Here is a 26,665-nt window from a genome sequence, read left to right on the forward strand (position 1 = left end):
TAGCAATTTGCCCATTCCTTCATAGAATATATGGACTCGTCGAGAAGTAGGTATGAGCCCGCACCTATTTATAGGTGTTAGGCAGCTACTTTTTATCCCGATTCGTTATAATCATTGATGGTATAAAGCTCTCATCAATGAAAGTTTGTTTTGTATAGGAGGGAACCAGCGTGAAAATCCATATCGTTCAAAAGGGTGATACCCTATGGAAGATTGCGAAGAAGTACGGCGTGAATTTCGAAGAGCTTAAAAAGATGAATACTCAGTTAAGTAACCCTGATATGATTATGCCGGGTATGAAAATTAAAGTACCAGGCGCAAGTGGGATGATTAAGAAGGAAGCACCCCTATCAGGAACAAAGATTAACGTAGGCTCTAAAAAAGAAATGCCAAAAGAGATGCCAAAAGAACAGGTAAAGAAGGAAGAAGTAAAGAAAGAAGCAGTAAAAAAAGAAGTGAAAAAACCGTATAAACCTAAAATGCCTAAACAAATCCTGCCGGATATCGATATAAACAACTACTATATGATGAATTTCGAAAAACAAAAACCTTTAAAACCTGTTCAAGAACAAAAGCCATTAAAACCTGTTCAAGAACAAAAGCTATTAAAACCTGTTCAAGAACAAAAGCCATTAAAACCTGTTCAAGAGCAAAAGCCATTAAAGCCTGTTCAAGAGCAAAAGCCATTAAAGCCTGTTCAAGAGCAAAAGCCGTTAAAGCCTGTTCAAGAACAAAAGCCATTAAAACCTGTTCAAGAACAGAAACCGTTGAAACCTATGCCGCAACTACCACCAAAACCAACCAATATCTTACCTAAGTCGACTGAGTCATCACAATCTCCTTCTATTAAAGGGAAGGAGCAAATTCAAGGAGGTTATGATCAACTTATGTATCCTTATAACCCTAATATGTTCCAACCTGGTATGCAACAGCCTTATTATCCACAAAATCAAGGTGCTTATAACCCTTATCAGCAACAAGGTATGGTAGCGGGTGTAGAGAGTCCGAATTATCATGAAGAAAGTTCTTCATATATGTCACCATATCAAAATCAACAACAGGCACAACTGTCGCCACAAGTAGGAGGGATGTACGATCAGCAAGCACAACTCCCACCGCAAGTAGGAGGTATGTACGATCAGCAAGCACAGCTCCCGCCGCAAGTGAGTGGTGCCTATGATCAACAAGCACAGCTCCCACCGCAAGTGGGCGGTGCCTATGATCAACAAGCACAGCTCCCGCCGCAAGTGAGTGGTGCCTATGATCAACAAGCACAGCTTCCACCACAACTAGGAGGAGCGTATGATCAGCAATTACCGCTACAACCGACTTATATGATGCCGGCGATGCAGCAACCTTGCTATCCATGCCCGCCACCATGTCCACCGCCATGCCCGCCACATCATATGATGCATCATCATGGTGTAATGCCGTTCTATCCACAGGTGCAAGGTATGGGTGAGTCAGGAGAACAATTACCGTTAAGTCCAAGTCAAAGCCAGATGCCGTTAAGTCCTAGCCAAAGTCAAATGCCAATGCCTCCAACTGTAGCAGGAACACAAGATTGTGGGTGTGGTGGTCCTCAATATCAAGCACCGATGAATCAAGGTTTTGGCTATCCTTATAGTCCGATGCCACACCATGGTTCCCCATATGGGTATGCACCAATGGGTGGCGCACAACCGTTTGGAATGCCAAGAGGTTATGATGAAAGCAGTGACTTCGAAGGATAATGTTAAAGGAGACGATCATCATAGTCGTCTCCTCTCCTATTTACAAAAGCAAATACCATGGACCATATTGGAAATCAATCAAATCAGGCAAAATGTATTTAAAGTAGAAACAAACCACACACCATTTATATTAAAAGGGTTTCATTCGTATCATAAGTTTAAGCTTCAAGAAACATTTACCTCTTCATTAATAAAGGAGGGATTTGTTCATACTTATTCCTTTCTTCCTTTAGCAAAGGATCCACCGTTATTTTTTGATGGAATTTATTTTGGATGTTTATTTTATATCCTCCCTTCTGAACAGTCTTTTACTTACCAAAACGAAACCAACCGTAAAGAAGGGTTAGATCTCATTGACAAATTTCATCATGTCTCAAAAAAATTAAAGGATCGTTATGTTACATTATTGCCTCCCCACCACCAGCAAGATAAATGGAGAATTCGGACTGTGCAATTCAAAAAAAATGAAAGTATTTTAAAGTATTTTATACCAAAAGAGATTATGGCTGAATATTTAGCATGGGCAGATTGGTCTTTATCTGGGATGGGGGAAACAGAACATACAAAAGAGGCGAATGAAGTGATACTTCACGGTGATGTGGCTCATCATAATTTTATTCGCGATGATAGTAACCAATTATTTTTAATTGATTTTGACTTAATATCCATTGGCCAAAAGGAATATGATTACTTACAGTATGCAAACAGAATTTTGCCAACGCTTGATTGGGAGATAAATGAAATGGAGAAGTTCCCTCAATTAAAGGAACTCACTACTAGTAACCAATCTTTGTACGCTCTTTCTTATCCAACTGATGTCTTTCGGGAATGGAACAGGTGTATTCGGGAGCGAACCTATATTTATCCAAAGAAAATGCGACCATTATTATCCTTAACCATTGATCAATTTCAGAAAAGGAAATTATTTGTGGAAGAGCTGAAAAAAAGAATAGATGGATAAATCTAATTTGTATGACTGCCCCTTGTTTTTTGCAAAATAGTAAAGAGATGAAAAATCTCTAATATTACCGGTGGGGGGTATGTTAAATGCAAAAAAAGATTCTATTTGTCCCTTTTGCTGTTGTGATGTCGATGAGTTTAGCTGCCTGTGGTACGAATAACGATGCGAGTGAGACGACAGATGAGAACCGGAACGGGACGGTACCTATGGGTTATTATACGAATGAACAGCATAATCAAAAATCAAAATTTAAGCTATTAAATGATGATGATGGTGCAGTAACAGAGTGGATGGATCATTCTCTAGGAGATGAAACGGATACAACAAGAGATGGGAAATTCAGCAAAACAGATGTCAATTATAATGGCCATATTGAGTATAATCATGTACCGAGGTCTAACTATTATCAATCTTATGAAGGAGAATTAATTGAAAAAGTTATCAATGGTGCAGAAGAAGTAGAGCAAGTAAAAGAAGCGAGAGCGGCAGAGCATGACGGGAAGTTAGTAATTGCTTTAAGATTAAATAAAGATGCCGATGAAAAGCAAGTTGAACAAGAGGTTTTTTCAAAGGTAAAATCCTTTGTTGGAGAGAGAAAAGTGAGAATTATTACGAACGAAAGTCAATTCTTTCGCCTAAATACAATTAATAATGATGTAAAAGCAGGTCTCCCAATGGAAAAAATAAATGAGAATATTGATGAAATCTTTTATTCAAAGTAGTCAATATAAATGAAGCACGAACAATTTTGGAGTATAAATTTGTTCGTGCATTTTTTATGGAGTTAGATGATATACATAATGTTTGTTATGTTTGTTATTTGATTTTAGACCTGTGAATAAGCTCAATGGGGAGTATGCGTATAAGGAAGAAAAAAGTGGAGAAAATAAATAATATGAAGAGGTGGATATACTTGGTGAAGGAGGGGCAATAATGAAGAAATTAAGTGCGATAACCTTAATTATCTTACTCATCACTTTTCCCTTTAGTATTCATAATAGCGTCCAAGCTGTAAGTCGTGGGAATGAAAACCAAACAAATAAAGAAATTAAACCAGAACAAATAGATATTATTTTAGAAAGAGAATATATTGATGGAGAAATTAGTCAGGAACGAGTGCGCGAAACGATATGGTCATTTGAAGATTTATGGGCAAAATATGATGAGTGGCAATTAATGGATATGAAAAAAGGAGAAATGGTTTTTCGTCAACAAGTAAATGATATTTCGCCATTATTAAAAGCAAATGGATATTTTGGCATTACTGAAGATGGTGTACTCACCATTTTTAATGGGAAACCTAGAAAGGCACAAATTATTCAATCATTTTTTTCTATTGATTTAGGAAAGCTTGAAAGTAAAAAATGCGAGCAGTTGAAACAAGGGATTCCAATTAAGTCAAAGAATGATTACATGGAAGTTTTAAAATCTTTTAGCGGCTATTCTTTATAAATGAACTGTAGCGACCTTTAAAGGTCGCTATTTTGAATGAGTAAAAGTTTATTTTTTCTTGGAGTGAGGAAAATCAAGAATGGTAGCAATTTTAAAAATATAAATAAATGGGCTAAACGGTATACTTACAAGTTGTAATGTAACTTAATTTTTGATAACATACAATTAAGTTACATTAAAATTTCTAGGAGGAAATCCTGTGGAGTTTGTGGATCCGATTAAGGATATAGAAGACATTAACAAAATTAAATCAGAATTAAGATTGCATTCACAAAGGGATGTACTCCTGTTTGTCTTAGGGATTAATACAGGGATAAGAGTGAGTGATTTATTATTTTTAAAGGTTAAAGATTTATGGGAGGAAGAGGGCTTAAAAGAATTTTTATATATTAAGGATGAAAAGAATGGTGACTCTCGTGCATTTTATTTAAATAACAGCATTTTGAAAGAACTTGCTTCTTATATGAAGTTATTTAAATTAAATGACAACGATTATTTATTTAAATCTAAAAAGAACAAACAACCTATTACGAGGCAACAAGCTTATCGTATCATTAACCAAGCGGCAAAAAAGGTTGGTGTACAAGGGAAAATCGGTACGCATACTTTAAGAAAAACTTTTGGTTATCATGCCTATCGGAAAGGGATTGCCATTTCCATTCTAATGAATATATACAATCACAATACGCCAGCTGAAACGTTAAGGTATATTGGGATTGATAAATTCGATAAAAAGCTAATAAAAGTAGATGTCAATTTATAAAAAAACACCTCCATATAATGGGAGGCGTTAAGAGGAAAGAAAGTTTTATTTTTCATCTTCCTCGTCAAATTCAGGAGCCATATCAACGTTTTTGAAATCTTTTATGACATCATCTGTACATTCAACCTGCAGTGTTTTTTTATCTTTCATGAACTTAAACACACCATTATTAAAATCGGTACCGAGATCTTTGAAGAATATACCTTCATATTCTACATCATTAGAATATTTGAAAGTAAGTCGATAATGGTCCCCGTCCTTAATGAGATAAGCGCGAACACCTTTTTCAAAATGACCTTCTTCATCTTTTAATGATCGTGATACTGAGATAATATGCAGGTCGACAAAAGGTACTTCTCTTAGTAGAGAGTTAATAATAGACCCTTTTGCAATTTGCTCCCAGCGGCTTTGAGCCGTTTGCCCAAGAATGATTTGTGTTATATTTTTTTCGCGAGCGACATCAGCAATAACCTTGGAAACAGGTCTTCTTTCATTATCTTTTAAAATGAAAGCATCAGCACTGTGCATTTCAGCTAATTGCTGCCATTTCGTAATATAATGAGACTTCTCTGCATCCATATCATCAAAAGGCTTAGGGTCAATCGTTAAAATATATAAAGGGCAATCCATCATGTTTGCAATCTTGCATCCACGCTGAATAAGTCTTTCACCATTTGGTCCATAGTAGACGCATACTAAAATGCTTTCGTCCATACGTCCTTTAATTTTTTTCATGTTTTGTCACCTCGAAATAGATGTGAAATTCATAAAAATTTACATTTAATATCAATAAACTATGTATGACTATATCCTATGCGAATGAAACAGTCAATTAAAAAATGAAATTTAATGAATTCTGCCATTTTTGAAATGTGGCAAGATAGTTAGAAACATTATTTTCCCCTAATTAAAACATTAATGTAATGGATAAATTAACATAAGACAGAATAAGTATGTCACCCCCATTTTTAAAAAGCTTTTTTCATTAATATTCACCTATTCACAGTCATTTCAGGAGGAGGGACTACGGTTGACGATGTTGCACATCATGATTTTAATTCCATTTGTTTTTGCGATTTTTGTCCCGCTGTTATATAAATACTTCAATAAAAGATTGCATTCAGGTTGGTTTGTTATTCTCATTCCTATTATTATATTCGTTTATTTGCTTCAATTAATTCCTAAAATATCCTCAGGAGCAACAATATACGAAACGATACCATGGATCCCCTCGTTTGGTATTAATTTAGATATGTATGTAGATGGATTAAGTTTGATTTTTGGATTACTGATCACGGGTATTGGTGCTCTCGTTATCTTATATTCGATCTATTATTTATCAAAAGAAAAAGAAGCACTTCACAATTTTTATGTGTATCTCCTTCTTTTTATGGGAGCGATGCTAGGACTTGTATTCTCAGATAATATACTTGTTCTATATGTTTTCTGGGAATTAACGAGTATCTCCTCCTTTTTATTAATTGCCTATTGGTATGAGAGAGAAAAATCCAGATATGGTGCTCAAAAATCAATGTTAATTACGATTTTTGGTGGCTTAGCGATGTTATCTGGTTTTATTATGCTATCGATGATAACGGACACGTATAGCATTAGAGAAATGTTTGCTATGAGTGAGACAATCATTGCTCATGATTTATTCTTGCCAGCTATGATATTAATTTTACTAGGTGCTTTTACAAAATCAGCGCAGTTTCCTTTTAGTATTTGGTTACCTGATGCAATGGAGGCGCCTACACCAATTAGTGCTTATTTGCATTCAGCAACAATGGTAAAAGCAGGAATTTATTTAGTTGCAAGATTAACTCCCATATTTGGTGGTACAGCAGAATGGTTTTGGATTATATCAATTGTTGGATTAATTACGCTATTGTATGGTTCATTCAACGCTGTGAAACAAATTGATTTAAAAGGATTACTGGCATATTCCACCATCAGTCAATTGGGAATGATTATGAGCTTGCTTGGGATTGGATCAGCTGCCCTTTATTTCGGTTACGGAAATGAAGCTGCTGTTTATGCAGCGGCAATTACAGCAGCTATATTTCATATGATTAATCACTCTACATTTAAAGGTGCCTTATTTATGGTAGTGGGTATCGTTGACCATGAAACTGGTACGCGTGATATTAGACGTCTAGGTGGTTTAATGACTGTTATGCCTATCACATTTACAGTTGCCTTAATTGGTTCATTTGCAATGGCAGGTCTACCACCGTTTAATGGGTTTTTAAGTAAGGAAATGTTTTTTGCATCTGTTGTTAAAGTAACGGAAATGGATGTATTTAATATGGAAACATTAGGTGTATTGTTTCCAATTATCGCTTGGGTTGCGAGTGTTTTTACCTTTATATACAGTATGATTCTTGTCTTTAAGACATTTAGAGGGAAATATAAACCAGATCGTTTAGAGAAGAAGGCGCATGAAGCTCCCATAGGCATGCTTATTTCACCTATTATTCTTGCTTCATTGGTTATTGTTATTTTCTTCTTTCCTAATGTAATTGCTGATTTATTATTAGTTCCTGCCGTATCAGCGATTCTTCCTTCTTTAATAGAAGAAGGTGTACTGAATATTCATATTTCAGCTTGGCATGGATTTTCAGCCGAGTTATATATGACAATCGGCGTCGTTGTCGTAGGAACAATCATGTATCTATTGTTGAAAAAGTGGACCAAAGTTTATCGTCTTTATCCACAAAATTTAACCATTAATGCCCTATACAATAATAGCTTGGAAACATCGCAAAGAATTGCAGCAAGTATGACAAATAAATATATGACAGGATACACGCGTGATTATCTTGCTTATATATTTACATTCTTCGTTTTATTAATTGGTGGTACTTTAATCATTACTAATTCTATTACGATTGATTTGACCAATGATGCCCCTGTGAACATTTTTGAGTTAGCCATTATGTTCTCCATGCTAGTAGCTGCATTTACAATTTTATTAGCGAAATCAAGGTTGACTGCTATTATTGCGCTAGGTGTTTTAGGTTATTTAGTATCCTTGTTTTTCGTCATTTTTAGAGCACCAGATTTAGCTTTAACTCAACTAGTAGTAGAAACGGTCACTACAGCCTTATTCTTGCTTTGCTTTTTTCATTTACCAAAATTCAAAGAGCAAACGCAAAAGCATAAAAAGGGTGTGCCATTTAAGCCATTGAATTTAATTATCTCGATTGCGGTTGGTGCAGTGGTAACAGTATTCGCGTTTTCGGCAAATGGTACACAAATATTTGAACCGATAGCAAGTTATTATGAGGATTCATATGAATTAGCAGGAGCGAAGAATATCGTAAATGCAATATTAGTTGATTTCAGGGGTATTGATACGATGTTAGAAATCTTTGTGTTATGTATTACAGCGTTAAGTGTATATACACTGATTAAATTACGGTTTTCAAGGAGGGAGAAATAATGAAAAAGCCTAATGATATTATTTTAAGGGCAGTAACGAATGTTGCGGTGGTCATTATTCTTACCTTTGCGATTTATTTGTTTTTAGCTGGTCACCACAATCCAGGTGGCGGATTTATTGGAGGACTTGCCTTTGCTGCAGCCCTTACGCTTTTGTTTCTGACATATGATATCGATTCAATCCGAGCTAACTTTCCATTTGATTTTAAAGTATTGACGGCTGTTGGTGTCCTTATCGCTGTTTTTACTGGTTTGGGTGGAATTTTATTCGATAAACCATTTTTATTCCAAGCTTTCGACTATTTCAATTTGCCGATTTTTGGGAAGACTGAATTGGCTACAGCAGTACTATTTGATGTTGGTGTCGCATTAGCTGTTATTGGAACAGCAATGGTTATTATTATGACAATTAGTGAGGATCGATAATATGGAAACATTAATGTCGATCTTAATTGGTGTCTTATTTACAATTGGTACGTATTTAATATTAACGAAGAGCTTGATAAGAATTATTTTAGGAACTTCAATTATCAGTCATGGTGTTCATTTGCTTATTCTTACCATGGGGGGCTTAAAAAGTGGTGGTCCGCCTTTATTGGGGATAGATACAACTACATTTACGGATGCGCTTCCTCAAGCTCTTATTTTAACTGCTATAGTTATCAATTTCGCGACGACAGCCTTGTTTCTCGTGTTAAGTTACCGAGCTTATCAAGAGCTGGGAACGGATAACACTGCAGAAATGAGAGGTGACGAGAATGAATAACTTAGTCATTATGCCGATCATTGTACCTCTTATTATTGGTTTAGTGATGGTCATATTTAGACAGAAAATACTTTTCCATAAGATTTTAAGTGTGTTTACGCTAATAGCTACGGGAGTTATTTCAGGATTTTTGATTTACCAGGTGAAATATAATGGTATTCAAACATTACAATTAGGTGGTTGGGAAGCGCCTTTTGGTGTCAGTATGGTAGCGGATATGTTCTCGGGACTACTATTATTGACTACAAGTATTGTTGGTCTACTTTGTCTCGTCTTTGCTTTTGGTTCCATTGGTGAGGATCGAGAAAGGCATTACTTTTATCCGCTGTTCCTATTCTTAATTACAGGAGTAAATGGATCTTTTCTTACAGGTGATGTTTTTAACTTATTCGTGTGTTTTGAAGTAATGTTAATCTCCTCCTATGCATTAATCACGTTAGGTGGAGAGAAGAAGCAATTAAGAGAGTCTATCAAATATGTGTTAATCAACCTTCTAGCATCTTTCCTATTTTTAGCAGCTGTTGCTTATTTATATTCAGTAACAGGGACGATTAATATGGCTCATTTAGCAGAACGTGTAGGAGAAGTAGGGCAGAGTGGGATTATTACTGCAGTGGCAATGATGTTTTTATTTGTCTTTAGTTTAAAGGCGGGTTTATTCTTATTCTTTTGGTTACCGGGATCTTATAGTGCACCTCCGACAGCTGTAGCGGCAATCTTTGCAGCGCTACTTACGAAAGTAGGAATATACGCGATCTTTAGATTCTTTACTTTGGTTTTTTATCATCAACCAGAGGTTACACATTTAATTATTGGTATTATGGCTGCTATTACTATGCTGCTCGGTGCAATTGGTGCCATTGCCTTTAATGATATTAAAAAGATTTTAACATATAATGTCATAGTTGGTGTTGGATTTATTTTAGCAGGCTTAGCTACGTATACACATGAAGGATTAACTGGTTCAATCTATTATTTAATTCACGATATGGTGATTAAAGCAGTTATTTTCCTTATCGGCGGTGTGATTATTGCCCTTGTAGGTACAAGTAAACTGAATGATATTAGTGGTCTAATTAAGACACACCCTTATCTAGGATGGATGTTCTTTATTGTTGCTCTTTCAATAGCGGGTATTCCTCCATTAAGCGGTTTTATCGGCAAAGTATATATAACAGAAGGAACCTTTGCGGTTGGCTATTACTGGCTAGGGGCAATTGGATTAATAACGAGTTTGATGGTGCTCTTTTCTGTCATGAAGATATTTATGAACAGCTTTTGGGGAGAAACGATTCTATCAGAAGATATGGAAAAGAGCAGTACGAAAGGTGTCATGTTTCCTATAGTAACACTCGTTTTGTTAACAATTGGACTTGGATTAGGCGCAGAGGGATTATATGATTACGTGAATATAGCTGTTGAATCTTTAATGAATCCTTCTTCTTATATTGAAGCCGTTTTACTAGGGTATAGCGATTAATGTCATTCTAATAGAAAAGGGCGGTGAGCGAGCATGGCTATGCAAGTACTAGTCAATTTATTCATTGCTGCGTTGTGGATGTTTCTGCAGGATGAATGGAGTTTTTTATCTTTTTTTAGTGGTTATATTGTAGGGATATTTATTCTATTTTTAATAAGAAGATTTTTTGATGATAATTTTTATATCGTTACTTTTATGAACATCCTTAGTCTTTTGTTAGTGTTTATTCATGAGCTATTTACATCTAGTATGGAGGTTGTGAAACAAGTAATTAAACCAAAACTAGATATTAGACCAGGCATTTTTACATTGGAGACAGAATTAGAAGGTGATATCGAATTAGCATTGCTTTCTTTTCTGCTTTGTATAACACCAGGTTCGGTAGTGGTTGAGGTAGGAAATGATAACAAAACGTTTTATGTTCATGGACTTGATATCCCAACTTCGAGTGAATCGCTATTAAAGTCCAAGGTTCGATTCGAAAAGTCTATTAAGAGGGTGACAGGAAGATGATTGAGAGTTTATTAGTAGTTGCATTATGTTTTCTTGTCCTATCTATTTTAGCAGCAGTATATCGTCTTATTAAGGGTCCGTCTATTCCGGATCGCGTGCAGGCGCTTGATAATATAGGAGTAAATATTATTGCGGCGATAGCGATTATTTCTATATTCATGCGGACGAGTGCGTTCTTTTCAGTCATGTTATTACTGGGGATTTTATCGTTTATTGGTACGATAGCCTTTGCGCGTTTCCTAGAGAGGGGGAAAGTCATTGAATCTGACCGTAACAAGTGAGTTAGGAGCAGGAATTCTCATTATTATAGGGACATTGTTTAGTTTCCTTAGTGCAATCGGTATTTTGCGTTTACCAGATGTATATACAAGGTCTCATGCAGCTTCAAAGAGTTCGACGATTGGTGTGTTATTTACGCTTGTAGGTACTTTAATCTTTTTTCTTGTTCATGAAGGTGTCTTTAGTATTCGATTAATATTAGTCATTTTCTTTGTTTTTTTAACAGCACCTGTATCAGCGCATCTCATCTCACGCTCCGCTTATCGCTCAAAAGTTCCAATGGCTGATGTCACTGTTCAAGATGAGTTAAAGAAAGTATTGGTAGGGAAAGATCGGGAAGGAGACCAGTCTTAATGGCTGGTTTTTTCTTTTATACCCTAAGCGGCGATTTTCTTGCAAGCCTGTGCAGTTAATTTGCAATGGTTATTCCACTATTCTCAGTGGTCAACAGGTAAAAGTAATGATAGTCGTAGCGTAAATAGATATCCTTTTTTCTTCAAGACGATTTTGTAGTATAATGGTGGGAGGTATGCAAAAGAGGGAGAGAATAAATTTTGTTTGAATATATTATTGGTCGTGTTGACTTCATCGGGCCAGAATACATTGTAGTTGAAAATAATGGGATTGGGTACCAAGTGATTACACCAAACCCATTTAGATATACGACCGATCAAGAAGTGAAAATTTATACATATCATCATGTCAGAGAAGATATTGAATCACTATATGGTTTTACATCACGACAAGAAAAAGCTTTATTCATGAAATTGCTCAATGTAACTGGTATTGGTCCAAAAGGTGCACTGGCCGTTCTTGCTACAGGTCAGCCAGAAGCGGTTGTTCATGCAATCGAGCATGAAGATGAGGCCTTTCTTGTGAAGTTCCCAGGTGTAGGTAAAAAAACGGCTAGGCAGATGATTCTTGATTTAAAAGGGAAACTAGTTGATATTGTACCAGACTTGTTACCGAACTTATTTACAGAAGAGAAACAAATAAAAAGTGATCGAAACCATGAATTAGATGAAGCTCTTCTGGCATTAAAGGCACTCGGCTATTCTGATAAAGAATTAAAGAAAATAACGAAAGATTTAAGTGCTGAAATATTAACTACCGATCAGTATATTAAATTGGCTTTGCAAAAGCTGCTTAAGTAAGAAAGAAGGCAAGGCATGGAAGGATGGTTAACAAATGGATGAGCGTATTATATCAGGAGAAGCGGATCATCAAGATACTTCATTTGAATATAGCTTACGTCCACAAACTTTAGCACAGTATATCGGCCAAGATCAGGTAAAGGAGAATTTGCGTATTTTCATCGAAGCAGCGAAAATGCGTAATGAAACATTGGATCATGTTCTTCTTTACGGACCACCAGGCCTAGGGAAAACGACTTTAGCAACGATTATTAGTAATGAGATGGGCGTTAATATTCGGACAACAGCAGGGCCTGCCATTGAACGGCCTGGTGATTTAGCGGCTGTCTTGACTTCACTTGAGCCTGGTGATGTATTATTTATAGATGAGATTCATCGTTTGCCAAGGGCGATAGAAGAAGTATTATACCCGGCAATGGAGGATTTTTGTCTTGATATCGTGATTGGAAAAGGCCCAAGTGCTCGTTCCGTCAGACTGGATCTTCCCCCTTTTACTTTAGTTGGTGCTACAACGAGAGCAGGCTCTTTATCTGCACCTTTAAGGGATAGGTTCGGGGTTATGAGTAGACTGGAATATTATAATGAGGGACAACTAAAGGAAATCGTTGTACGAACAGCGGCGATTCTCGATACAGAAATAGACAGAGAAGCGGCAGATGAGATTGCTCGACGCTCAAGAGGAACCCCTCGTATTGCAAACCGATTGCTTCGTAGAGTAAGGGATTATGCTCAAGTGCGAGGGGATGGTGCAGTAAACCAACAGTTTGCAAATGAGGCATTAGAGATGTTACAGGTCGATAGGTTAGGATTAGATCATATTGATCATAAGTTACTAAGGGGCATGATTGAACGCTTTCGCGGTGGTCCAGTAGGGTTAGAGACGATTGCTGCAACCATTGGAGAAGAAGCACATACGATAGAAGATGTGTACGAACCCTATTTATTACAAATTGGTTTCTTACAAAGGACACCAAGGGGCAGAATTGCGACACAGCTTGTTTATCAACATTTTCAAATGGAGGTGCCATCCAATTGCCAAAATGGTTCATGATTATTGGTGGTCTTCTATTTGTTATTGGCTTTCTTATGCATTTTTTCAATTTAGGAAAGCTCCCTGGAGATATTGTATTTAGAAAAGGGAATACAACTGTTTATTTCCCAATTGTAACGTCAATTATTATTAGTGTGATACTTTCCTTAATTGTCTATTTTATTGGGAAGTCACGTTAAATTTTTCAAAAGTTGGAGACGAGACAAAATGAAAGTAGATTTATTTGATTTTAATTTACCAGAAGAATTAATTGCGCAAACACCGCTTAGAGACAGAACAAGTAGCCGATTAATGGTATTAGATAAGGAGACGGGAGCGGTCCGTCATGACGTGTTTAAACATATTGTAGAATATTTACAGCCAGGTGATGCACTAGTATTGAATGATACAAGAGTATTGCCAGCACGACTTTTTGGAATGAAAGAAGAAACGGGAGCAAAATTAGAAGTGTTACTGTTGAAACAGCTTGAAAATGATCAATGGGAAACACTTGTAAAGCCAGCAAAACGGGTGAAAGTAGGGACAGAAATTATCTTTGGCGATGGTCAGCTGAAAGCGGTATGCCTTGAAGAGAGTGACCATGGCGGACGTGTTCTCAAGTTCAAATATGAAGGGATTTTCTACGAGGTATTAGAGCAATTAGGTGAAATGCCATTGCCACCCTATATTAAAGAACAACTAGAGGATCGAGATCGTTATCAAACGGTCTATGCAAAGGAGAATGGCTCTGCTGCAGCACCTACAGCTGGTTTACATTTTACTGAAGAACTATTAGAAGAAATTAAAGCTCGTGGAATTGAGGTTCTTTTCATAACCCTTCATGTGGGTCTAGGTACGTTCAGACCAGTAAATGTAGATGACATTGATCATCATGAAATGCACGCAGAGTTCTATCAAATGACAAAAGAAACAGCTCAAACGTTGAACCAAATTCGGGAAAGTGGTCATAAAATCATCAGTGTTGGTACTACTTCAACAAGAACACTTGAAACAATTGCTACTGCTTTTAACGGACGTTTTGAAGAGTCAAGTGGTTGGACTGATATCTTCATCTTCCCTGGGTATGAATTTAAGGCGATTGATGGTATGATCACGAATTTTCACCTACCAAAATCAACGTTGATTATGCTTATTAGTGCATTGGCTGGTCGTGAGAATGTGCTTGAAGCATATAAGCAAGCAGTAGAAGAAAGGTATCGTTTCTTTAGTTTTGGAGATGCAATGTTTATTAAATAAAAGAGTTTGATATGGAAAAGGAGTTACGTCATGACAGCTATACGTTATGAATTGATAAAAACATGTAAACAAACAGGCGCGAGACTTGGACGTGTTCACACACCTCACGGCTCATTTGAAACACCTGTTTTTATGCCAGTAGGTACGCTAGCGACGGTGAAAACAATGTCTCCGGAAGATCTAGTGAATATGGGGGCAGGAATAATTTTAAGTAATACTTATCATCTATGGTTACGACCTGGACATGAGTTGATAAAGGAAGCGGGAGGCTTACATCAATTCATGAATTGGGATCGTGCTATTTTAACTGATTCCGGTGGATTCCAAGTATTTAGTCTCAGTGATTTTAGAAAGATTGAAGAAGAGGGTGTCCATTTCCGTAATCATTTGAATGGGGATAAACTATTTCTTTCACCTGAAAAGGCAATGCAAATACAAAACGCATTGGGCTCAGATATTATGATGGCATTTGATGAATGTCCACCTTTCCCAGCAACACATGAATATATGAAAAAATCTGTTGAGCGAACATCTAGGTGGGCCGAGAGATGTTTAGAAGCACATGAACGACCAAACGACCAAGGTTTATTTGGTATTGTTCAAGGTGGCGAATATAATGATTTACGTGCTCAAAGTGCGAAAGACCTTGTCTCACTTGATTTTCCTGGCTATGCAATAGGTGGGTTATCAGTTGGGGAACCAAAGGATATAATGAATAGAGTGTTGGAAGAAACAACACCACTTCTGCCCAATCATAAGCCCCGTTACTTAATGGGTGTCGGTTCACCGGATTCCTTAATTGATGGTGCGATTCGTGGGGTAGATATGTTTGATTGTGTATTACCAACAAGGATTGCAAGAAATGGCACATTAATGACTAGCGAAGGAAGATTAGTTGTTAAAAATGCGAAGTATGCACGTGACTTTGGTCCTCTAGATGAGAATTGCGATTGCTATACTTGTCGAAATTATAGTCGTGCCTATATAAGACACTTAATAAAATGTGACGAAACTTTCGGAATAAGGCTTACAACTTATCATAACCTTTATTTTCTGTTAAAATTAATGGAAAAGGTCAGAGAGGCAATCAGAGAGGATCGTCTAGGTGACTTTAGAGAAGAATTTTTCGAGAAATATGGTTTTAATAAGCCGAACGCGAAAAACTTCTAATACTTGAAAGGAGGGGAAAAGAGAATATGGATATTTTAGCTACTATTGGGCCGTTAGTCATTATGTTTGTGCTGTTTTATTTCCTTTTAATCAGACCACAACAAAAACGTCAAAAAGCGGTTAATCAAATGCAGAATAGTCTGAAAAAAGGCGATAAAGTAGTTACAATCGGTGGTTTACATGGTTTTGTAGATGCAATCGATGAGGACAAAGTCGTTATCAAGTGTGGCGATGGAAGCCGTCTTACATACGACCGTCAAGCGATTCGTGAAGTAACTGAATCAGCTCCCGGTACCGTTTAAGAATGAAAAAGCTGTTTGAAGTAGTTTTACTACTTCAAACAGCTTTTTTCATTTTTACATAATTTCTATTTTGTTGATTTTGAACTCATGTTTACACCTAAAATACCACCCATCATTGCAATGAGAATATAGCAAATAAAGTATACGATTTGTTGAGGATTAAATAGTTTATCAAAACCGAGATATTGGAATAAAAAAATAATGATTGTATAAATCGCACCAGTTATCCCGCCGAGCATCCATCCCCTTTGTTTTCCTTTCCCACCTGAAATGAAACCTCCAGTAAAGAGGGCAATAAAAGAAATGGCTGTCATTACATATTGAACAGAAGACTCTTGTAAGGAAGTAAACCTCAATATAAGAGCGAAAATAAAACTACTAACAATTGCTAATGTGAAAATGGCTATAAGGCCATGTAAAACGGAAGTCCCTAATGCCTTCGATTCTTCGATTGGAAACCTCCCCTTTCTCTTTTGATAAAATTCCTTTGTACAAGCATATTCTGCGGATGGCAAAATAGAAGCAAAATCATAAAATATTTCTTACTCTATTTGATTAAATTGTGAAGTCCTGTACAAGCTAATCTTATAAAGAGGTGGCTATGTTGGAAGAATATTTAATTGTTATATTTCGAACGATTTTACTATATGTTTTAATAACTATCATCTATCGCATCATGGGGAAAAGGGAAATTGGTGAGCTTAGTATACTTGATTTAGTCATTTCGATAATGATTGCTGAGTTGGCAGTTGTTGCGATTGAGAAGAGTGACGAGAAATTATTTAGGAATATTCTTCCTATGCTTATTCTGATGGTTGTACAGATTGTTTCCGCCTATTGGTCCCTAAAAAGTAAGAAAATAAGGGATCTTGTTGATGGAAAACCAGTCATTTTAATTAATAAAGGGAAGATTGATGAGAAAGCGATGAAAAAGCTGCGTTACAATTTAGATGATCTCCTTATGCAACTACGTGAAAAGGATATTTCACTAATATCTGATGTTGAATATGCAATACTAGAGGTATCCGGGAGCTTGTCTGTGATTGAAAAGAGCAATCAGTCATCACAAGCGGACCTTACCCCATCATTTACGCTTCCTCTTGTCCTGGATGGGAGAATAAATAGTGAAAACTTAACACTAATCAATAAGGATGAATTATGGTTGAAGAAAGAATTAAAGGAAAAAGGGGTTCATGATATTTCAAGGGTTTCGTTATGTAGTTTTGAAAATAATACATTTTATATTGATTTAATTGATGAGAAATAGACAATATGTTCAGGGGTAGAAAAAACTGAGTGAGTAAATCTTGTCACTCAGTTCATTATATGAAGGCTATCTAAACATAAATTTCGCTAAAAACTGACCGACTCCTGGAAGGCCTTGTACATCACCTTTTCTAATGAGCTTTGTGAAAATCATGATGATTAGATAGATTAAACTCATAACCACTGCCCCACATAGGATAGTAGGTACGATGGTGAAGTTTAGGAACTTAATTGTAATATATCCGATATAACCTGTGAGGAGCATAGCGCCCGATGTGATTAAGTATTCCCGCATATGAATGGTATAAGAAATGGCTTTTAACAAAGTGGCGAAATGCAGTAGAGTGACTAATACAAAGCCAACAATTAAGCCGAGCGCTACTCCTGTAATACCAAAGGCAGGCTGGCTTCCAAGAATAAAGATAACCGCAATTTTAGCAACCGCACCAATCAGGCTATTGATCATGGCAGCACGTGCTAAATCTAGAGCTTGTAGCGCAGACTGCAGTGGCTGTTGGAAATAGTAGAATAGGAAAAGAGGCGCCATTAATTTTAGGAAGTCGGTACCTGTTGTCGAACCATACATCACAGTCATTAATGGTTCAGCCAGAATATAAATAACCACAACTGAAAGACCACCTGTTGTTAAAGAAATCCTTAATGCTTGCTGCAGACGATATTCAATTAAATGGATGTTATTAACTGCTTTCGCTTCACTAATGGCAGGTACGAGTGAGGTGGAGAGCGCCATATTAATGAATGATGGTAGCATTAACAAAGGAAGTGCAAATCCGGTTAAGGCACCATACCCTTCTGTAGCAGCAATTGTAGAAACACCGGCTATAGTAAGACTATAAGTCACAACAATTGGCTCTAAAAACCAAGCGACAGAACCAATCATTCTACTTCCGGTCGTAGGTAATGCCACTTCCATAAGTTGTTTAAACGTATCCTTGCCTTTGCGGATATGTTGGAAAAATTGTTTTCGTACCTTAAACTTCTTTTTTAATTTAAATGATGTTAGTAAATAAATGAGTGAGGCTAATTCGCCAATTACGGATGCAAGCATAGCTCCCGCTGCAGCATATTCAATACCGTATGGCAAAAATGCTTTAGTTAATGCAGCAATTAATGTAATTCTTACAACTTGTTCAATAAGTTGTGAATAAGCGGCCGGCTTCATATTTTGCTTACCTTGGAAGTATCCGCGTATGACAGAAGAGACGGCAATAATCGGCACAACAGGTGCGATAGCTAATAATGGATATAGCGTCCTGTTATCTGTTAATAAATGCTCTGATAGATAGGGAGTTAATAAAATTAAAGCTGGTGTAAATAAGAGCGATAATGATAATGTACTAGCTAATGAAACAATGAGGATTTTTTTTGTTTTTTCCGTATCTCCTCTTGCTTCCGCTTCCGCCACATTTTTTGAAATTGCTACGGGTAAACCAAGCTGTGTAATTGTTACGACTAGAATAAATGTAGGAAAAGCCATCATATAAAGACCGACACCTTCAGCTCCAATGAACCTTGCGATGACAATCCGATTAATAAAACCGAGTACTCTAGTTACAAGTCCAGCAAATAAGAGAATAATCGTTCCTTGAATAAATTTCGACATTGTACACCCTGCCTTCTCAAATGAAAGGTATTCATATACAATTAATCTATATGCAAGAAGATGGACAAAGCATGACAAGCTTTCGTAATTAAAGTGAGTTATATTTAAAAAAGGGAGAGTTGAAGTTGAAAATGCATGCCTATGATATTTTTTTCGAAGAGGTAGAACCTGCACTTGATGTAAAAATCGATGAGTTTCGCTTTCTTGGATATGAACATGTGACAAGAGCGCAATTATGGGAATACTTAAAGAAGAAAAAGTGGAAAACGCCTAAATCAACGATACGATTATTTGAAATTGTGGAAGATGTTTTAGGGATAAAAGTTGGAGAATTTATTAACTATACAACTGTTGAAGCTTATATGGACACAGAATTTTCTCTTGAAAATGCTGAGGAAATGAAGCAATTACTAAAATAGAACGAGTAAGTTATCAATCACTTAGTACTCTAGTCATAAACGTTTATTTCTACATGTACGTTGATTAAATTGACAGTCCCTTCCTCTTGTTTCATAATAATAATATTGCGCTTGAGAAAGGTATTCATTAAACGGTTATAATCATATTTACTTCGTTTATCCTGTTAGAAAAGTCACGTTAAAAAGCTCAACATTTGGGCTTGTTTGGAAAGTGAGGAGGAAATATACATAATGGTGAAGCGTAGCAGAATTCTATCATTTTTTCTAATCATTATTTTATTTGCAAGTTTGATGGGATTCACTTCGAAAGATATTTTAGGAGATGTAAAGCTTGGTCTTGATTTGCAAGGTGGGTTTGAAGTGCTTTATGAGGTGTCGCCTGCAAAAGAAGGCCAAGAAATTGACCAAGCTGCAATGTCAGCAACAGCACAGTCCCTAGATCGCCGAATTAATGTCCTTGGTGTAAGTGAACCCAATATTCAAATTGAAGGGGACAACCGCATTAGGGTGCAACTGGCTGGAGTAACAGACCAAGAGCAAGCTAGGGAAATGCTTTCAACGGAGGCCAATCTAACGTTTAGAGACGTGGATGATAATGTGTTGATGGATGGGAGTGACCTTGTTGAAGGAGGAGCATCACAAACATTCGATGAAAATGGTCGTCCGAGCGTGTCTATTAAGTTAAAGAGTGCGGATAAGTTTAGAGAAGTGACTCAAGAAATTGTAAACAAACCAGCAGGAGAGAATCTACTGGTCATTTGGTTAGATTTTGAAGAAGGAGATTCATTCGCCGAAGAAGCGACAAAAGAAGATCCTAAATACTTATCAGCCCCACAAGTGAGCCAAGTATTTAATCAAGATTCGGTTTCAATTGTAGGTAACTTTACTTTAGAAGAAGCAAAAACTTTATCTGATTTATTATCGGCAGGCTCATTACCAGTTAAGTTAGATGAAGTCTATTCTACTTCTGTTGGTGCACAATTTGGTGAGTCAGCATTAGATAAAACCATTATTGGTGGAATAATAGGTATTGCTGCGATTTTCATCTTTATGATTGCTTATTACCGACTTCCTGGAGTCATTGCAGTCATCACTTTATCTGTTTACTTATATTTGACATTAGTCGTATTTAATATGATGAATGCGGTACTAACATTACCTGGTGTGGCGGCATTAATTCTTGGAGTGGGTATGGCAGTAGATGCTAATATTATTACTTATGAAAGAATAAAAGATGAAATAAGAGTGGGCCGTTCGATTAAAGCTGCATTTAAAGCAGGTAGTAAAAACTCTTTATCAACTATTTTTGATGCCAATTTAACAACATTGTTAGCAGCTGGCGTATTGTTTATTTATGGGACAAGTTCTGTAAAAGGTTTTGCTACGACTTTAATTTTAAGTATTTTAATGAGTTTCATTACGGCAGTATACGGAGCTAGGTTACTCCTCTGGTTATGTGTAAATAGTAATCTGTTTAAAAACATGCCAGGCATGTTCGGTGTTCATAAGAAAGATATACACCAATTAAATGAAAACCTAGATACAGTAGATTTAACAACCAAATTTGACCGTTTTGACTTCGTTAAACATCGGAAAAAATACTATAGTTTTTCTGGCTTGATGGTCGTCCTAGGAATTATTGTGCTCTTTATCTTCGGCTTAAACTTGAGCATTGACTTTTCACAAGGAACAAGAATTGAGCAAATGTCTAATGAGCCGTTAACGGAAGAAGGTTATCAAGCATCATTAGCAGAAATAGGTATAGAAACGGACGACATCGTTATTTCCGGTAATAATAATGAAATTGGTGTCGCTCGTATAAAAGACGAGGTATTCAATAAAGAACAAATTGCTGAGTATCAATCACAACTAGAAGATGAATATGGAAGTATTCCTAACATTAGTACTGTTACCCCAACAGTAGGAAAAGAAATAGCGATGAATGCAATAAAAGCATTAGCCATAGCGGCCATAGGAATTATTCTGTATGTCACCATCCGTTTCGAATGGAGAATGGCTTTAGCCGCAGTACTAGCTTTATTGCATGACGCCTTCTTTATTGTTGTTATATTTAGTGTGACAAGGCTAGAAGCGGATCTTACATTTATAGCGGCTGTCTTAACTATTGTTGGTTATTCAATCAATGATACAATCGTTACATTTGACCGCATACGTGAGAATATGGTTAGGAAGAAGAAAATTAAAACCTTTGATGAGCTTGCGCAAATAGCTAATCAAAGTTTACGGCAAACGCTGGGTCGCTCAATTAATACCATTATTACAGTCGTACTAGCTGTACTAGCTCTGTTAATATTTGGTAGTGAAGCGATACGTAACTTTAATATTGCTTTATTAATAGGGTTAATTGCTGGTACTTATTCATCTATCTTCCTTGCGACACAAATGTGGCTATCATGGAAAGGTGTGCAACTGAAAAAGCATGGCGTATTAATCACTTATAAAGAAAAGAAACAGAAAACAGACGAACCACAAGTTTAAAAGAAGATATCAAGCATCTGCATAAAATGGCAGATGCTTTTTCTTGCTTTCATAACATAGATGTCACTATATTCTTTAAATCGCAAGTATGGGTTTAGCGAGTTATCAAAGATGATATCGCTAGGTCTCTATTGTTTGCACCCTTTTTTATCCCCACTCTATTTAGAATCAGTAATTAGTTAAAGTAGGAAGCCCGCTCTAGTTATGGTTATGATTTTGGTCGTTATGGAAATAATAGGTAGATGAATGATCAAGAGGGGGATTTATAAATGCTTGTTGAGAAAGAAGTGAGGTTTAAACGGGCCGAGAATGCAGCAATTTTAGGAATGGGGGCAAATATTGCCCTAGCTATTTTCAAATGGGTAATTGGTGTTCATTCTGGTAGTAAAGCTTTAATAGCTGATGCGATCCATTCAGCTTCTGATGTAGCAGGTTCACTCGCTGTTTATATCGGCTTAATCGCAGCTAAAAGACCTCCAGATGAGGACCATCCATATGGACACGGTAAAGCTGAATTAATTGCTGCAATTATTGTTGCTGTATTTCTATTCTTTGTTGGTATTGAGATTTTCATATCATCATTTCAATCATTATTTCAACCTGTTGAAGCTCCGAAGGTATACGCGATTATTGCTGTGATTGTTTCCATTATAGTAAAAGAGGGAATGTTTAGATATAAGTTTAAACTGGGAAAAGAGTTAAATAGTGATGCACTTATTGTAAATGCCTATGAACACCGCTCAGATGTCTATTCCTCATTAGCTGCATTAATTGGTATAGGTAGTGCGGTAATTGGAGGAAAATTAGGGCTCAATTGGCTAGAATATGCGGATCCTGTCATTGGTTTAGTAGTAGCATTTATGATTCTCCATATGGCTTTTCAACTAGGGAAGGAAGCCATTCATAATACAATGGACCATGTGTTAAGCCCTGAGGCATCAAGTTATCTATTTTCTGCTGTAGATAAAGTAGAAGGAATTAAACGAATAGAAGAGTTGCATGCAAGAGAGCATGGGCATTACTTAATTATTGATTTAAAGATAGCCGTAGACCCATCTCTCACTGTTGAAGACGGTCATCTCATTGTAAAAAATGCAAAAGAAAAACTAATGGCTTTTCATCAAGTGCAAAACGTTTTTATTCAAATGATTCCTTATGATCATACATAGGAGGGGAATAAATGAAAAATCAATGGATTATATTACTCAGTATTGTTTTTACATTAATTGTCGCTATTTTTGCTGTTATTAACGTCGATCCAGTTACGGTTAATTATCTATTTGGCGAAAGTAGTTGGCCGCTGATTCTCGTTATTTTAAGTTCTGTATTAATGGGAGGGCTAATTGTTAGTTCAGTTGGTTTAATAAAAATTTTTAATTTACAAAGAGAAGTCAAATCGTTGAAAAAACAGTTAGTAGCGGTTAAAGGAAATGAGGGACAAAAAGAAGCAGATAAAACGCATCAAGTGAAAAGTGAATATCATGATGCTAAACAATTAAAGGTAAACAACAAAGAATAATTGAAACGAATACGACGCTCTAGTATAATGTAAAAGTTGAGGGGTGAACGTATGTTACATTCTAAAACGCGTTGGAATGTTCGTCAATCAGATGAAGCCTCTGTAGAGGAACTCATAAACGGATTAAATATTTCATCTGCGTTGGCTACATTACTTGTTAATCGCGGCTTTAATACCGTCGAATCAGCACGGTATTTTTTATTTGATGAAAAAAAAGAATTTCACGATCCTTTCTTATTAAAAGATATGGATTTGGCTGTTTCGCGTATACAACGAGCGATTAAAAATAACGAATCGATTATGATTTTTGGTGACTATGATGCCGATGGTGTTACGAGTACGACTGTCATGATGAGAACATTAACATCACTAGGAGCAGATGTGCAATTTTACATACCTAACCGGTTTACGGAAGGTTATGGGCCAAATGTTCCGGCATTTCAATATGCTAGTGATATCGGTGTTTCGTTAATTATTACTGTTGATACAGGAATTGCTGCTATCGAACCTGCGCAAGCGGCTAAAGAAATGGGAATCGATTTAATTATTACGGATCATCATGAACCAGGCCCTATCTTACCAGAGTGTCTGGCAATCATTCATCCGAAACTTCCTGACAGTCGTTATCCTTTCAAAGAACTTGCTGGAGTTGGTGTAGCATTTAAGCTTGCTCATGCTCTATTAGGTAATGTGCCAAATGATTTATTAGAGTTTGTTGCAATTGGTACAGTGGCAGACCTTGTTTCATTGACGGATGAAAATCGCTTAATTGTGAAGAAAGGTCTTAAAAAGCTGCAATCAACACAAAATCTTGGTATCCGATCATTAATATCGTTAGCTAATGTCAAATTAGCAGAGATGACAGAAGAGACAATCGGCTTTACGATTGCACCAAGATTAAATGCTGTAGGTAGATTAGATTCTGCGGACCCTGCAGTAGAATTGTTATTAACTGAAGATGCGCTTGAGGCTGAAGCGTTAGCTGAAGAAATCGACCAAATGAATAAAGAGCGACAATCAATCGTTCATACGATGGCTGAAGAAGCGATTCAACAAGTTGAGGCGGAATATCCAATTGAGGACAATCCGGTCATCGTAGTAGGTAAAGAAGGTTGGAACCCTGGGGTTGTTGGAATTGTGGCTTCAAGGCTAGTAGAGAAATACTATCGTCCTGTTATATGTCTAAGTTTCGATTCACAACAAGGAATAGCTAAAGGATCTGCGAGGAGTATAACTGGCTTTGATCTGTTTCATAATCTTTCGCAATCTCGAGATATCCTTCCTCATTTTGGTGGTCACCCAATGGCTGCAGGAATGACCTTGAAACTTGATGATGTTGATATACTTCGTCAAAGGCTTATCCAGCTTGCAAAGGAACAGTTAAACGAAGATGACTTTATACCGATTACTGATTTAGATGCTGAATTAAAGGTAGCTGATGTTAATTTAGAAATGATCGCTGAAATACAACAATTGGCACCGTTTGGTATTGATAATCCTAAGCCGAAAGTAATGTTAAAAGAGGCGAATGTCAGTCTGTTAAAGAGAATTGGGACAAATAAAACACATCTGAAGATCACATTAGAAGATAATGATGTGACATTGGATGGAATTGGATTTGGATTTGGAGAATACGCAGAACAAATTTCTATGGATGCTAGTCTTGCTATTGTAGGGGAACTTTCTATTAACGAATGGAATAATATAAAGAAGCCACAAGTCTTTATCCAAGATATACGTATACAAGAATGGCAATTATTTGATATTAGAGGCGCCAAACGTTTAGACACAATTGTCACACATGTCCATCATGACACCTCTGAATGGATCGTATTTAATAAGGAAAATTATGATAAATTTTCACCTTATAATCCCAATGTATCGTTGATTCTGTCTGACGAAGAGGCAGAAAATATTATATTAGATGGTAAGCATGTGGTTTTTTGTGATTTACCACCACAAAAGGAAAGAATAGAGGCTATTTTACGTGGGAAAAGTCCAGAAAGAATTTATTGTCATTTCTATCAAACAAATGATATATTCTCTATGGCGACTCCAAACCGTGACCATTTCAAATGGTATTATGCGCTCATTGCTAAGAGAGGGCCTTTTAACCTTGAAGAAAGAAAAGCAGAGGTAGCTAAATTTAAAGGCTGGCAAGTTTCTTATATTGATTTTATGACTGAAGTGTTTTTTGAACTAGAATTTGTTAAAATAGATAATGGGATGATTTCTCTTAGTGATGCGAAACAAAAGAGAGATTTATCGGAATCACAGGCTTTTTGCATAAAGCAACAACAAGTAAAGTTAGAAAATGAATTGCTTTATTCAAAAGCAGGTCAATTAAAGGATTGGTTTGATGGGCTGCTTCAGAATGCCTATGTGAATTGAGGAGGCAAAGGAAAGAAGATGGATTTAAAACAATATATTACTATAGTAGAGGATTGGCCAAAACCAGGTATCACATTTAAAGATATTACTACATTAATGGATAATGGTGATGCTTATAGATATGCAACAGACCAAATTGTTACTTATGCGAAAGAAAAACAGATTGATCTTGTGGTGGGACCAGAAGCTCGTGGATTTATTATTGGATGTCCAGTAGCTTATTCTTTAGGAGTAGGATTTGCACCTGTTCGTAAAGAAGGTAAACTACCTAGAGAAACGGTAAAAGTAGATTATGGTCTGGAATATGGTAAAGATGTCTTAACTATCCATAAAGATGCGATTAAGCCTGGTCAACGCGTATTAATCACGGACGATCTTCTAGCTACAGGTGGAACCATTGAGGCAACAATAAAATTAGTAGAAGAACTAGGTGGAGTTGTTGCAGGTATTGCTTTCTTAATCGAGTTAAGCTATTTAGATGGAAAAGAGAAATTAAAGGATTATGATGTTTTAACTTTAATGACTTATTAATAGTTCTAGAGAGCACTATATGTGTTCTCTTTTTTTATTAATAGTTATTTTTAGGATAATTAAGGATTAATTGGAATTAATTATTAGTAATTTCGACAAATTCTACGTTTTT

28 protein-coding genes are annotated in these 26,665 nt (G+C 36.4%); 25 read left to right on the top strand and 3 right to left on the bottom strand.

The genetic code is table 11. The annotated features are described in order from the left end of the window. Nucleotides 1-170 precede the first annotated feature (170 nt). From safA to MKX29_RS16120, 5 genes are all read left to right on the top strand, one after another. Entirely contained in the window at nt 171-1,733 is a 1,563-nt protein-coding gene (gene safA / locus MKX29_RS16100; RefSeq protein ID WP_341106548.1) for a SafA/ExsA family spore coat assembly protein, read from the top strand. Then, nucleotides 1,708-2,694 (top strand): phosphotransferase, encoded by a 987-nt coding sequence (locus tag MKX29_RS16105; protein WP_251162629.1) that lies wholly within the window; start codon nt 1,708-1,710, stop codon nt 2,692-2,694. Before safA ends, MKX29_RS16105 begins: the two co-directional genes overlap by 26 nt. An 86-nt stretch (nt 2,695-2,780) precedes the next feature. After that, the gene (locus tag MKX29_RS16110) at nt 2,781-3,416 is read left to right on the top strand and encodes a YhcN/YlaJ family sporulation lipoprotein (protein ID WP_289434186.1); all 636 of its coding nucleotides are present in this window, start codon (nt 2,781-2,783) and stop codon (nt 3,414-3,416) included. A gap of 211 nt (nt 3,417-3,627) precedes the next feature. After that, entirely contained in the window at nt 3,628-4,146 is a 519-nt protein-coding gene (locus MKX29_RS16115) for an intercompartmental signaling factor BofC (RefSeq protein WP_224935868.1), read from the top strand. 199 nt (nt 4,147-4,345) lie between these two features. Next, nucleotides 4,346-4,909, top strand: coding sequence for a tyrosine-type recombinase/integrase (locus tag MKX29_RS16120; protein WP_095372424.1), 564 nt, complete (start codon nt 4,346-4,348; stop codon nt 4,907-4,909). Between the two features lie 45 nt (nt 4,910-4,954). Here the strand turns inward: MKX29_RS16120 and MKX29_RS16125 are convergent, their stop codons facing one another. Next, a complete protein-coding gene (locus MKX29_RS16125) occupies nt 4,955-5,644 on the bottom strand; it encodes a universal stress protein (RefSeq protein ID WP_095372425.1) in 690 nt (229 codons plus the stop codon). Nucleotides 5,645-5,939: 295 nt separating this feature from the next. Between MKX29_RS16125 and MKX29_RS16130 the strand changes: the two genes are divergently transcribed. From MKX29_RS16130 to yajC, 13 genes are all read left to right on the top strand, one after another. Further along, nucleotides 5,940-8,354 carry a Na+/H+ antiporter subunit A gene (locus MKX29_RS16130; protein ID WP_251162632.1) on the top strand — a complete coding sequence of 805 codons (2,415 nt, stop codon included), beginning with the start codon at nt 5,940-5,942 and terminating at the stop codon, nt 8,352-8,354. Further along, the gene (locus tag MKX29_RS16135; protein WP_224935870.1) at nt 8,354-8,779 is read left to right on the top strand and encodes a Na(+)/H(+) antiporter subunit B; all 426 of its coding nucleotides are present in this window, start codon (nt 8,354-8,356) and stop codon (nt 8,777-8,779) included. The genes MKX29_RS16130 and MKX29_RS16135 overlap by 1 nt, the downstream gene beginning before the upstream one ends. A 1-nt stretch (nt 8,780) precedes the next feature. Then, nucleotides 8,781-9,119, top strand: a complete 339-nt coding sequence (locus tag MKX29_RS16140; RefSeq protein ID WP_095372427.1) for a Na(+)/H(+) antiporter subunit C — start codon at nt 8,781-8,783, stop codon at nt 9,117-9,119. After that, nucleotides 9,112-10,599 carry a Na+/H+ antiporter subunit D gene (locus MKX29_RS16145; protein ID WP_251162633.1) on the top strand — a complete coding sequence of 496 codons (1,488 nt, stop codon included), beginning with the start codon at nt 9,112-9,114 and terminating at the stop codon, nt 10,597-10,599. The genes MKX29_RS16140 and MKX29_RS16145 overlap by 8 nt, the downstream gene beginning before the upstream one ends. A gap of 33 nt (nt 10,600-10,632) precedes the next feature. Continuing rightward, complete coding sequence (locus MKX29_RS16150; RefSeq protein ID WP_224935872.1) at nt 10,633-11,112, top strand: Na+/H+ antiporter subunit E; 480 nt, start codon at nt 10,633-10,635, stop codon at nt 11,110-11,112. Next, nucleotides 11,109-11,393, top strand: a complete 285-nt coding sequence (locus MKX29_RS16155; protein WP_095372430.1) for a Na(+)/H(+) antiporter subunit F1 — start codon at nt 11,109-11,111, stop codon at nt 11,391-11,393. The genes MKX29_RS16150 and MKX29_RS16155 overlap by 4 nt, the downstream gene beginning before the upstream one ends. Next, on the top strand, nt 11,371-11,745 hold the full coding sequence (mnhG, locus tag MKX29_RS16160) for a monovalent cation/H(+) antiporter subunit G (RefSeq protein ID WP_095372431.1): 375 nt from the start codon (nt 11,371-11,373) through the stop codon (nt 11,743-11,745). The genes MKX29_RS16155 and mnhG overlap by 23 nt, the downstream gene beginning before the upstream one ends. Nucleotides 11,746-11,945: 200 nt before the next feature. Then, nucleotides 11,946-12,545: a Holliday junction branch migration protein RuvA gene (ruvA, locus tag MKX29_RS16165; RefSeq protein ID WP_341106555.1), complete on the top strand. Its 600-nt coding sequence runs from the start codon at nt 11,946-11,948 to the stop codon at nt 12,543-12,545. Nucleotides 12,546-12,579: 34 nt separating this feature from the next. Next, complete coding sequence (ruvB, locus tag MKX29_RS16170) at nt 12,580-13,596, top strand: Holliday junction branch migration DNA helicase RuvB (RefSeq protein ID WP_224935874.1); 1,017 nt, start codon at nt 12,580-12,582, stop codon at nt 13,594-13,596. Next, complete coding sequence (locus MKX29_RS16175) at nt 13,593-13,775, top strand: DUF2905 domain-containing protein (protein ID WP_095373638.1); 183 nt, start codon at nt 13,593-13,595, stop codon at nt 13,773-13,775. The genes ruvB and MKX29_RS16175 overlap by 4 nt, the downstream gene beginning before the upstream one ends. A gap of 28 nt (nt 13,776-13,803) precedes the next feature. Continuing rightward, nucleotides 13,804-14,832, top strand: coding sequence for a tRNA preQ1(34) S-adenosylmethionine ribosyltransferase-isomerase QueA (queA, locus tag MKX29_RS16180; RefSeq protein WP_341106560.1), 1,029 nt, complete (start codon nt 13,804-13,806; stop codon nt 14,830-14,832). A 30-nt stretch (nt 14,833-14,862) separates the two neighbouring features. Beyond that, on the top strand, nt 14,863-16,002 hold the full coding sequence (gene tgt, locus MKX29_RS16185) for a tRNA guanosine(34) transglycosylase Tgt (protein WP_224935876.1): 1,140 nt from the start codon (nt 14,863-14,865) through the stop codon (nt 16,000-16,002). Nucleotides 16,003-16,028: 26 nt separating this feature from the next. Continuing rightward, nucleotides 16,029-16,304 (top strand): preprotein translocase subunit YajC, encoded by a 276-nt coding sequence (gene yajC / locus MKX29_RS16190; protein ID WP_095372435.1) that lies wholly within the window; start codon nt 16,029-16,031, stop codon nt 16,302-16,304. A gap of 65 nt (nt 16,305-16,369) precedes the next feature. Here the strand turns inward: yajC and MKX29_RS16195 are convergent, their stop codons facing one another. Then, the gene (locus MKX29_RS16195; protein ID WP_263624128.1) at nt 16,370-16,819 is read right to left on the bottom strand and encodes a TIGR04086 family membrane protein; all 450 of its coding nucleotides are present in this window, start codon (nt 16,817-16,819) and stop codon (nt 16,370-16,372) included. A gap of 89 nt (nt 16,820-16,908) precedes the next feature. Between MKX29_RS16195 and MKX29_RS16200 the strand changes: the two genes are divergently transcribed. Continuing rightward, the gene (locus tag MKX29_RS16200) at nt 16,909-17,571 is read left to right on the top strand and encodes a DUF421 domain-containing protein (protein WP_341106563.1); all 663 of its coding nucleotides are present in this window, start codon (nt 16,909-16,911) and stop codon (nt 17,569-17,571) included. 66 nt (nt 17,572-17,637) lie between these two features. Here the strand turns inward: MKX29_RS16200 and spoVB are convergent, their stop codons facing one another. Then, on the bottom strand, nt 17,638-19,194 hold the full coding sequence (gene spoVB, locus MKX29_RS16205; protein ID WP_341106565.1) for a stage V sporulation protein B: 1,557 nt from the start codon (nt 19,192-19,194) through the stop codon (nt 17,638-17,640). 131 nt (nt 19,195-19,325) lie between these two features. Between spoVB and MKX29_RS16210 the strand changes: the two genes are divergently transcribed. From MKX29_RS16210 to MKX29_RS16235, 6 genes are all read left to right on the top strand, one after another. Continuing rightward, nucleotides 19,326-19,613 carry a post-transcriptional regulator gene (locus MKX29_RS16210; RefSeq protein WP_251162681.1) on the top strand — a complete coding sequence of 96 codons (288 nt, stop codon included), beginning with the start codon at nt 19,326-19,328 and terminating at the stop codon, nt 19,611-19,613. 231 nt (nt 19,614-19,844) lie between these two features. Further along, entirely contained in the window at nt 19,845-22,112 is a 2,268-nt protein-coding gene (gene secDF / locus MKX29_RS16215) for a protein translocase subunit SecDF (RefSeq protein WP_251162636.1), read from the top strand. Nucleotides 22,113-22,381: 269 nt separating this feature from the next. After that, complete coding sequence (locus MKX29_RS16220; protein ID WP_224935880.1) at nt 22,382-23,281, top strand: cation diffusion facilitator family transporter; 900 nt, start codon at nt 22,382-22,384, stop codon at nt 23,279-23,281. Nucleotides 23,282-23,292: 11 nt separating this feature from the next. Next, a complete protein-coding gene (locus MKX29_RS16225) occupies nt 23,293-23,631 on the top strand; it encodes a LapA family protein (protein ID WP_251162637.1) in 339 nt (112 codons plus the stop codon). A 51-nt stretch (nt 23,632-23,682) separates the two neighbouring features. Next, on the top strand, nt 23,683-26,022 hold the full coding sequence (recJ, locus tag MKX29_RS16230) for a single-stranded-DNA-specific exonuclease RecJ (protein ID WP_251162638.1): 2,340 nt from the start codon (nt 23,683-23,685) through the stop codon (nt 26,020-26,022). Nucleotides 26,023-26,040: 18 nt separating this feature from the next. Then, on the top strand, nt 26,041-26,553 hold the full coding sequence (locus MKX29_RS16235; RefSeq protein ID WP_095372443.1) for an adenine phosphoribosyltransferase: 513 nt from the start codon (nt 26,041-26,043) through the stop codon (nt 26,551-26,553). The last annotated feature ends 112 nt before the right edge of the window (nt 26,554-26,665 follow it).

The sequence above is a fragment of the Cytobacillus sp. FSL R7-0696 genome (assembly GCF_038006865.1).
GTDB classification, from domain to species: Bacteria; Bacillota; Bacilli; order Bacillales; family Cytobacillaceae; genus Cytobacillus; species Cytobacillus kochii.

What these genes read in the sequence shown, in the direction of transcription:
- yajC (WP_095372435.1), top strand. Translation starts at nt 16,029, where the DNA reads ATGGATATTTTAGCTACTATTGGGCCGTTAGTCATTATGTTTGTGCTG.
- MKX29_RS16125 (WP_095372425.1), bottom strand. Translation starts at nt 5,644, where the DNA reads ATGAAAAAAATTAAAGGACGTATGGACGAAAGCATTTTAGTATGCGTC.
- recJ (WP_251162638.1), top strand. Translation starts at nt 23,683, where the DNA reads ATGTTACATTCTAAAACGCGTTGGAATGTTCGTCAATCAGATGAAGCC.
- MKX29_RS16220 (WP_224935880.1), top strand. Translation starts at nt 22,382, where the DNA reads ATGCTTGTTGAGAAAGAAGTGAGGTTTAAACGGGCCGAGAATGCAGCA.
- MKX29_RS16225 (WP_251162637.1), top strand. Translation starts at nt 23,293, where the DNA reads ATGAAAAATCAATGGATTATATTACTCAGTATTGTTTTTACATTAATT.
- queA (WP_341106560.1), top strand. Translation starts at nt 13,804, where the DNA reads ATGAAAGTAGATTTATTTGATTTTAATTTACCAGAAGAATTAATTGCG.
- MKX29_RS16140 (WP_095372427.1), top strand. Translation starts at nt 8,781, where the DNA reads ATGGAAACATTAATGTCGATCTTAATTGGTGTCTTATTTACAATTGGT.
- MKX29_RS16175 (WP_095373638.1), top strand. Translation starts at nt 13,593, where the DNA reads ATGATTATTGGTGGTCTTCTATTTGTTATTGGCTTTCTTATGCATTTT.
- MKX29_RS16150 (WP_224935872.1), top strand. Translation starts at nt 10,633, where the DNA reads ATGGCTATGCAAGTACTAGTCAATTTATTCATTGCTGCGTTGTGGATG.
- MKX29_RS16155 (WP_095372430.1), top strand. Translation starts at nt 11,109, where the DNA reads ATGATTGAGAGTTTATTAGTAGTTGCATTATGTTTTCTTGTCCTATCT.
- ruvB (WP_224935874.1), top strand. Translation starts at nt 12,580, where the DNA reads ATGGATGAGCGTATTATATCAGGAGAAGCGGATCATCAAGATACTTCA.
- secDF (WP_251162636.1), top strand. Translation starts at nt 19,845, where the DNA reads ATGGTGAAGCGTAGCAGAATTCTATCATTTTTTCTAATCATTATTTTA.
- MKX29_RS16210 (WP_251162681.1), top strand. Translation starts at nt 19,326, where the DNA reads ATGCATGCCTATGATATTTTTTTCGAAGAGGTAGAACCTGCACTTGAT.
- MKX29_RS16105 (WP_251162629.1), top strand. Translation starts at nt 1,708, where the DNA reads ATGAAAGCAGTGACTTCGAAGGATAATGTTAAAGGAGACGATCATCAT.
- MKX29_RS16115 (WP_224935868.1), top strand. Translation starts at nt 3,628, where the DNA reads ATGAAGAAATTAAGTGCGATAACCTTAATTATCTTACTCATCACTTTT.
- MKX29_RS16135 (WP_224935870.1), top strand. Translation starts at nt 8,354, where the DNA reads ATGAAAAAGCCTAATGATATTATTTTAAGGGCAGTAACGAATGTTGCG.
- tgt (WP_224935876.1), top strand. Translation starts at nt 14,863, where the DNA reads ATGACAGCTATACGTTATGAATTGATAAAAACATGTAAACAAACAGGC.
- MKX29_RS16110 (WP_289434186.1), top strand. Translation starts at nt 2,781, where the DNA reads ATGCAAAAAAAGATTCTATTTGTCCCTTTTGCTGTTGTGATGTCGATG.
- MKX29_RS16235 (WP_095372443.1), top strand. Translation starts at nt 26,041, where the DNA reads ATGGATTTAAAACAATATATTACTATAGTAGAGGATTGGCCAAAACCA.
- MKX29_RS16145 (WP_251162633.1), top strand. Translation starts at nt 9,112, where the DNA reads ATGAATAACTTAGTCATTATGCCGATCATTGTACCTCTTATTATTGGT.
- spoVB (WP_341106565.1), bottom strand. Translation starts at nt 19,194, where the DNA reads ATGTCGAAATTTATTCAAGGAACGATTATTCTCTTATTTGCTGGACTT.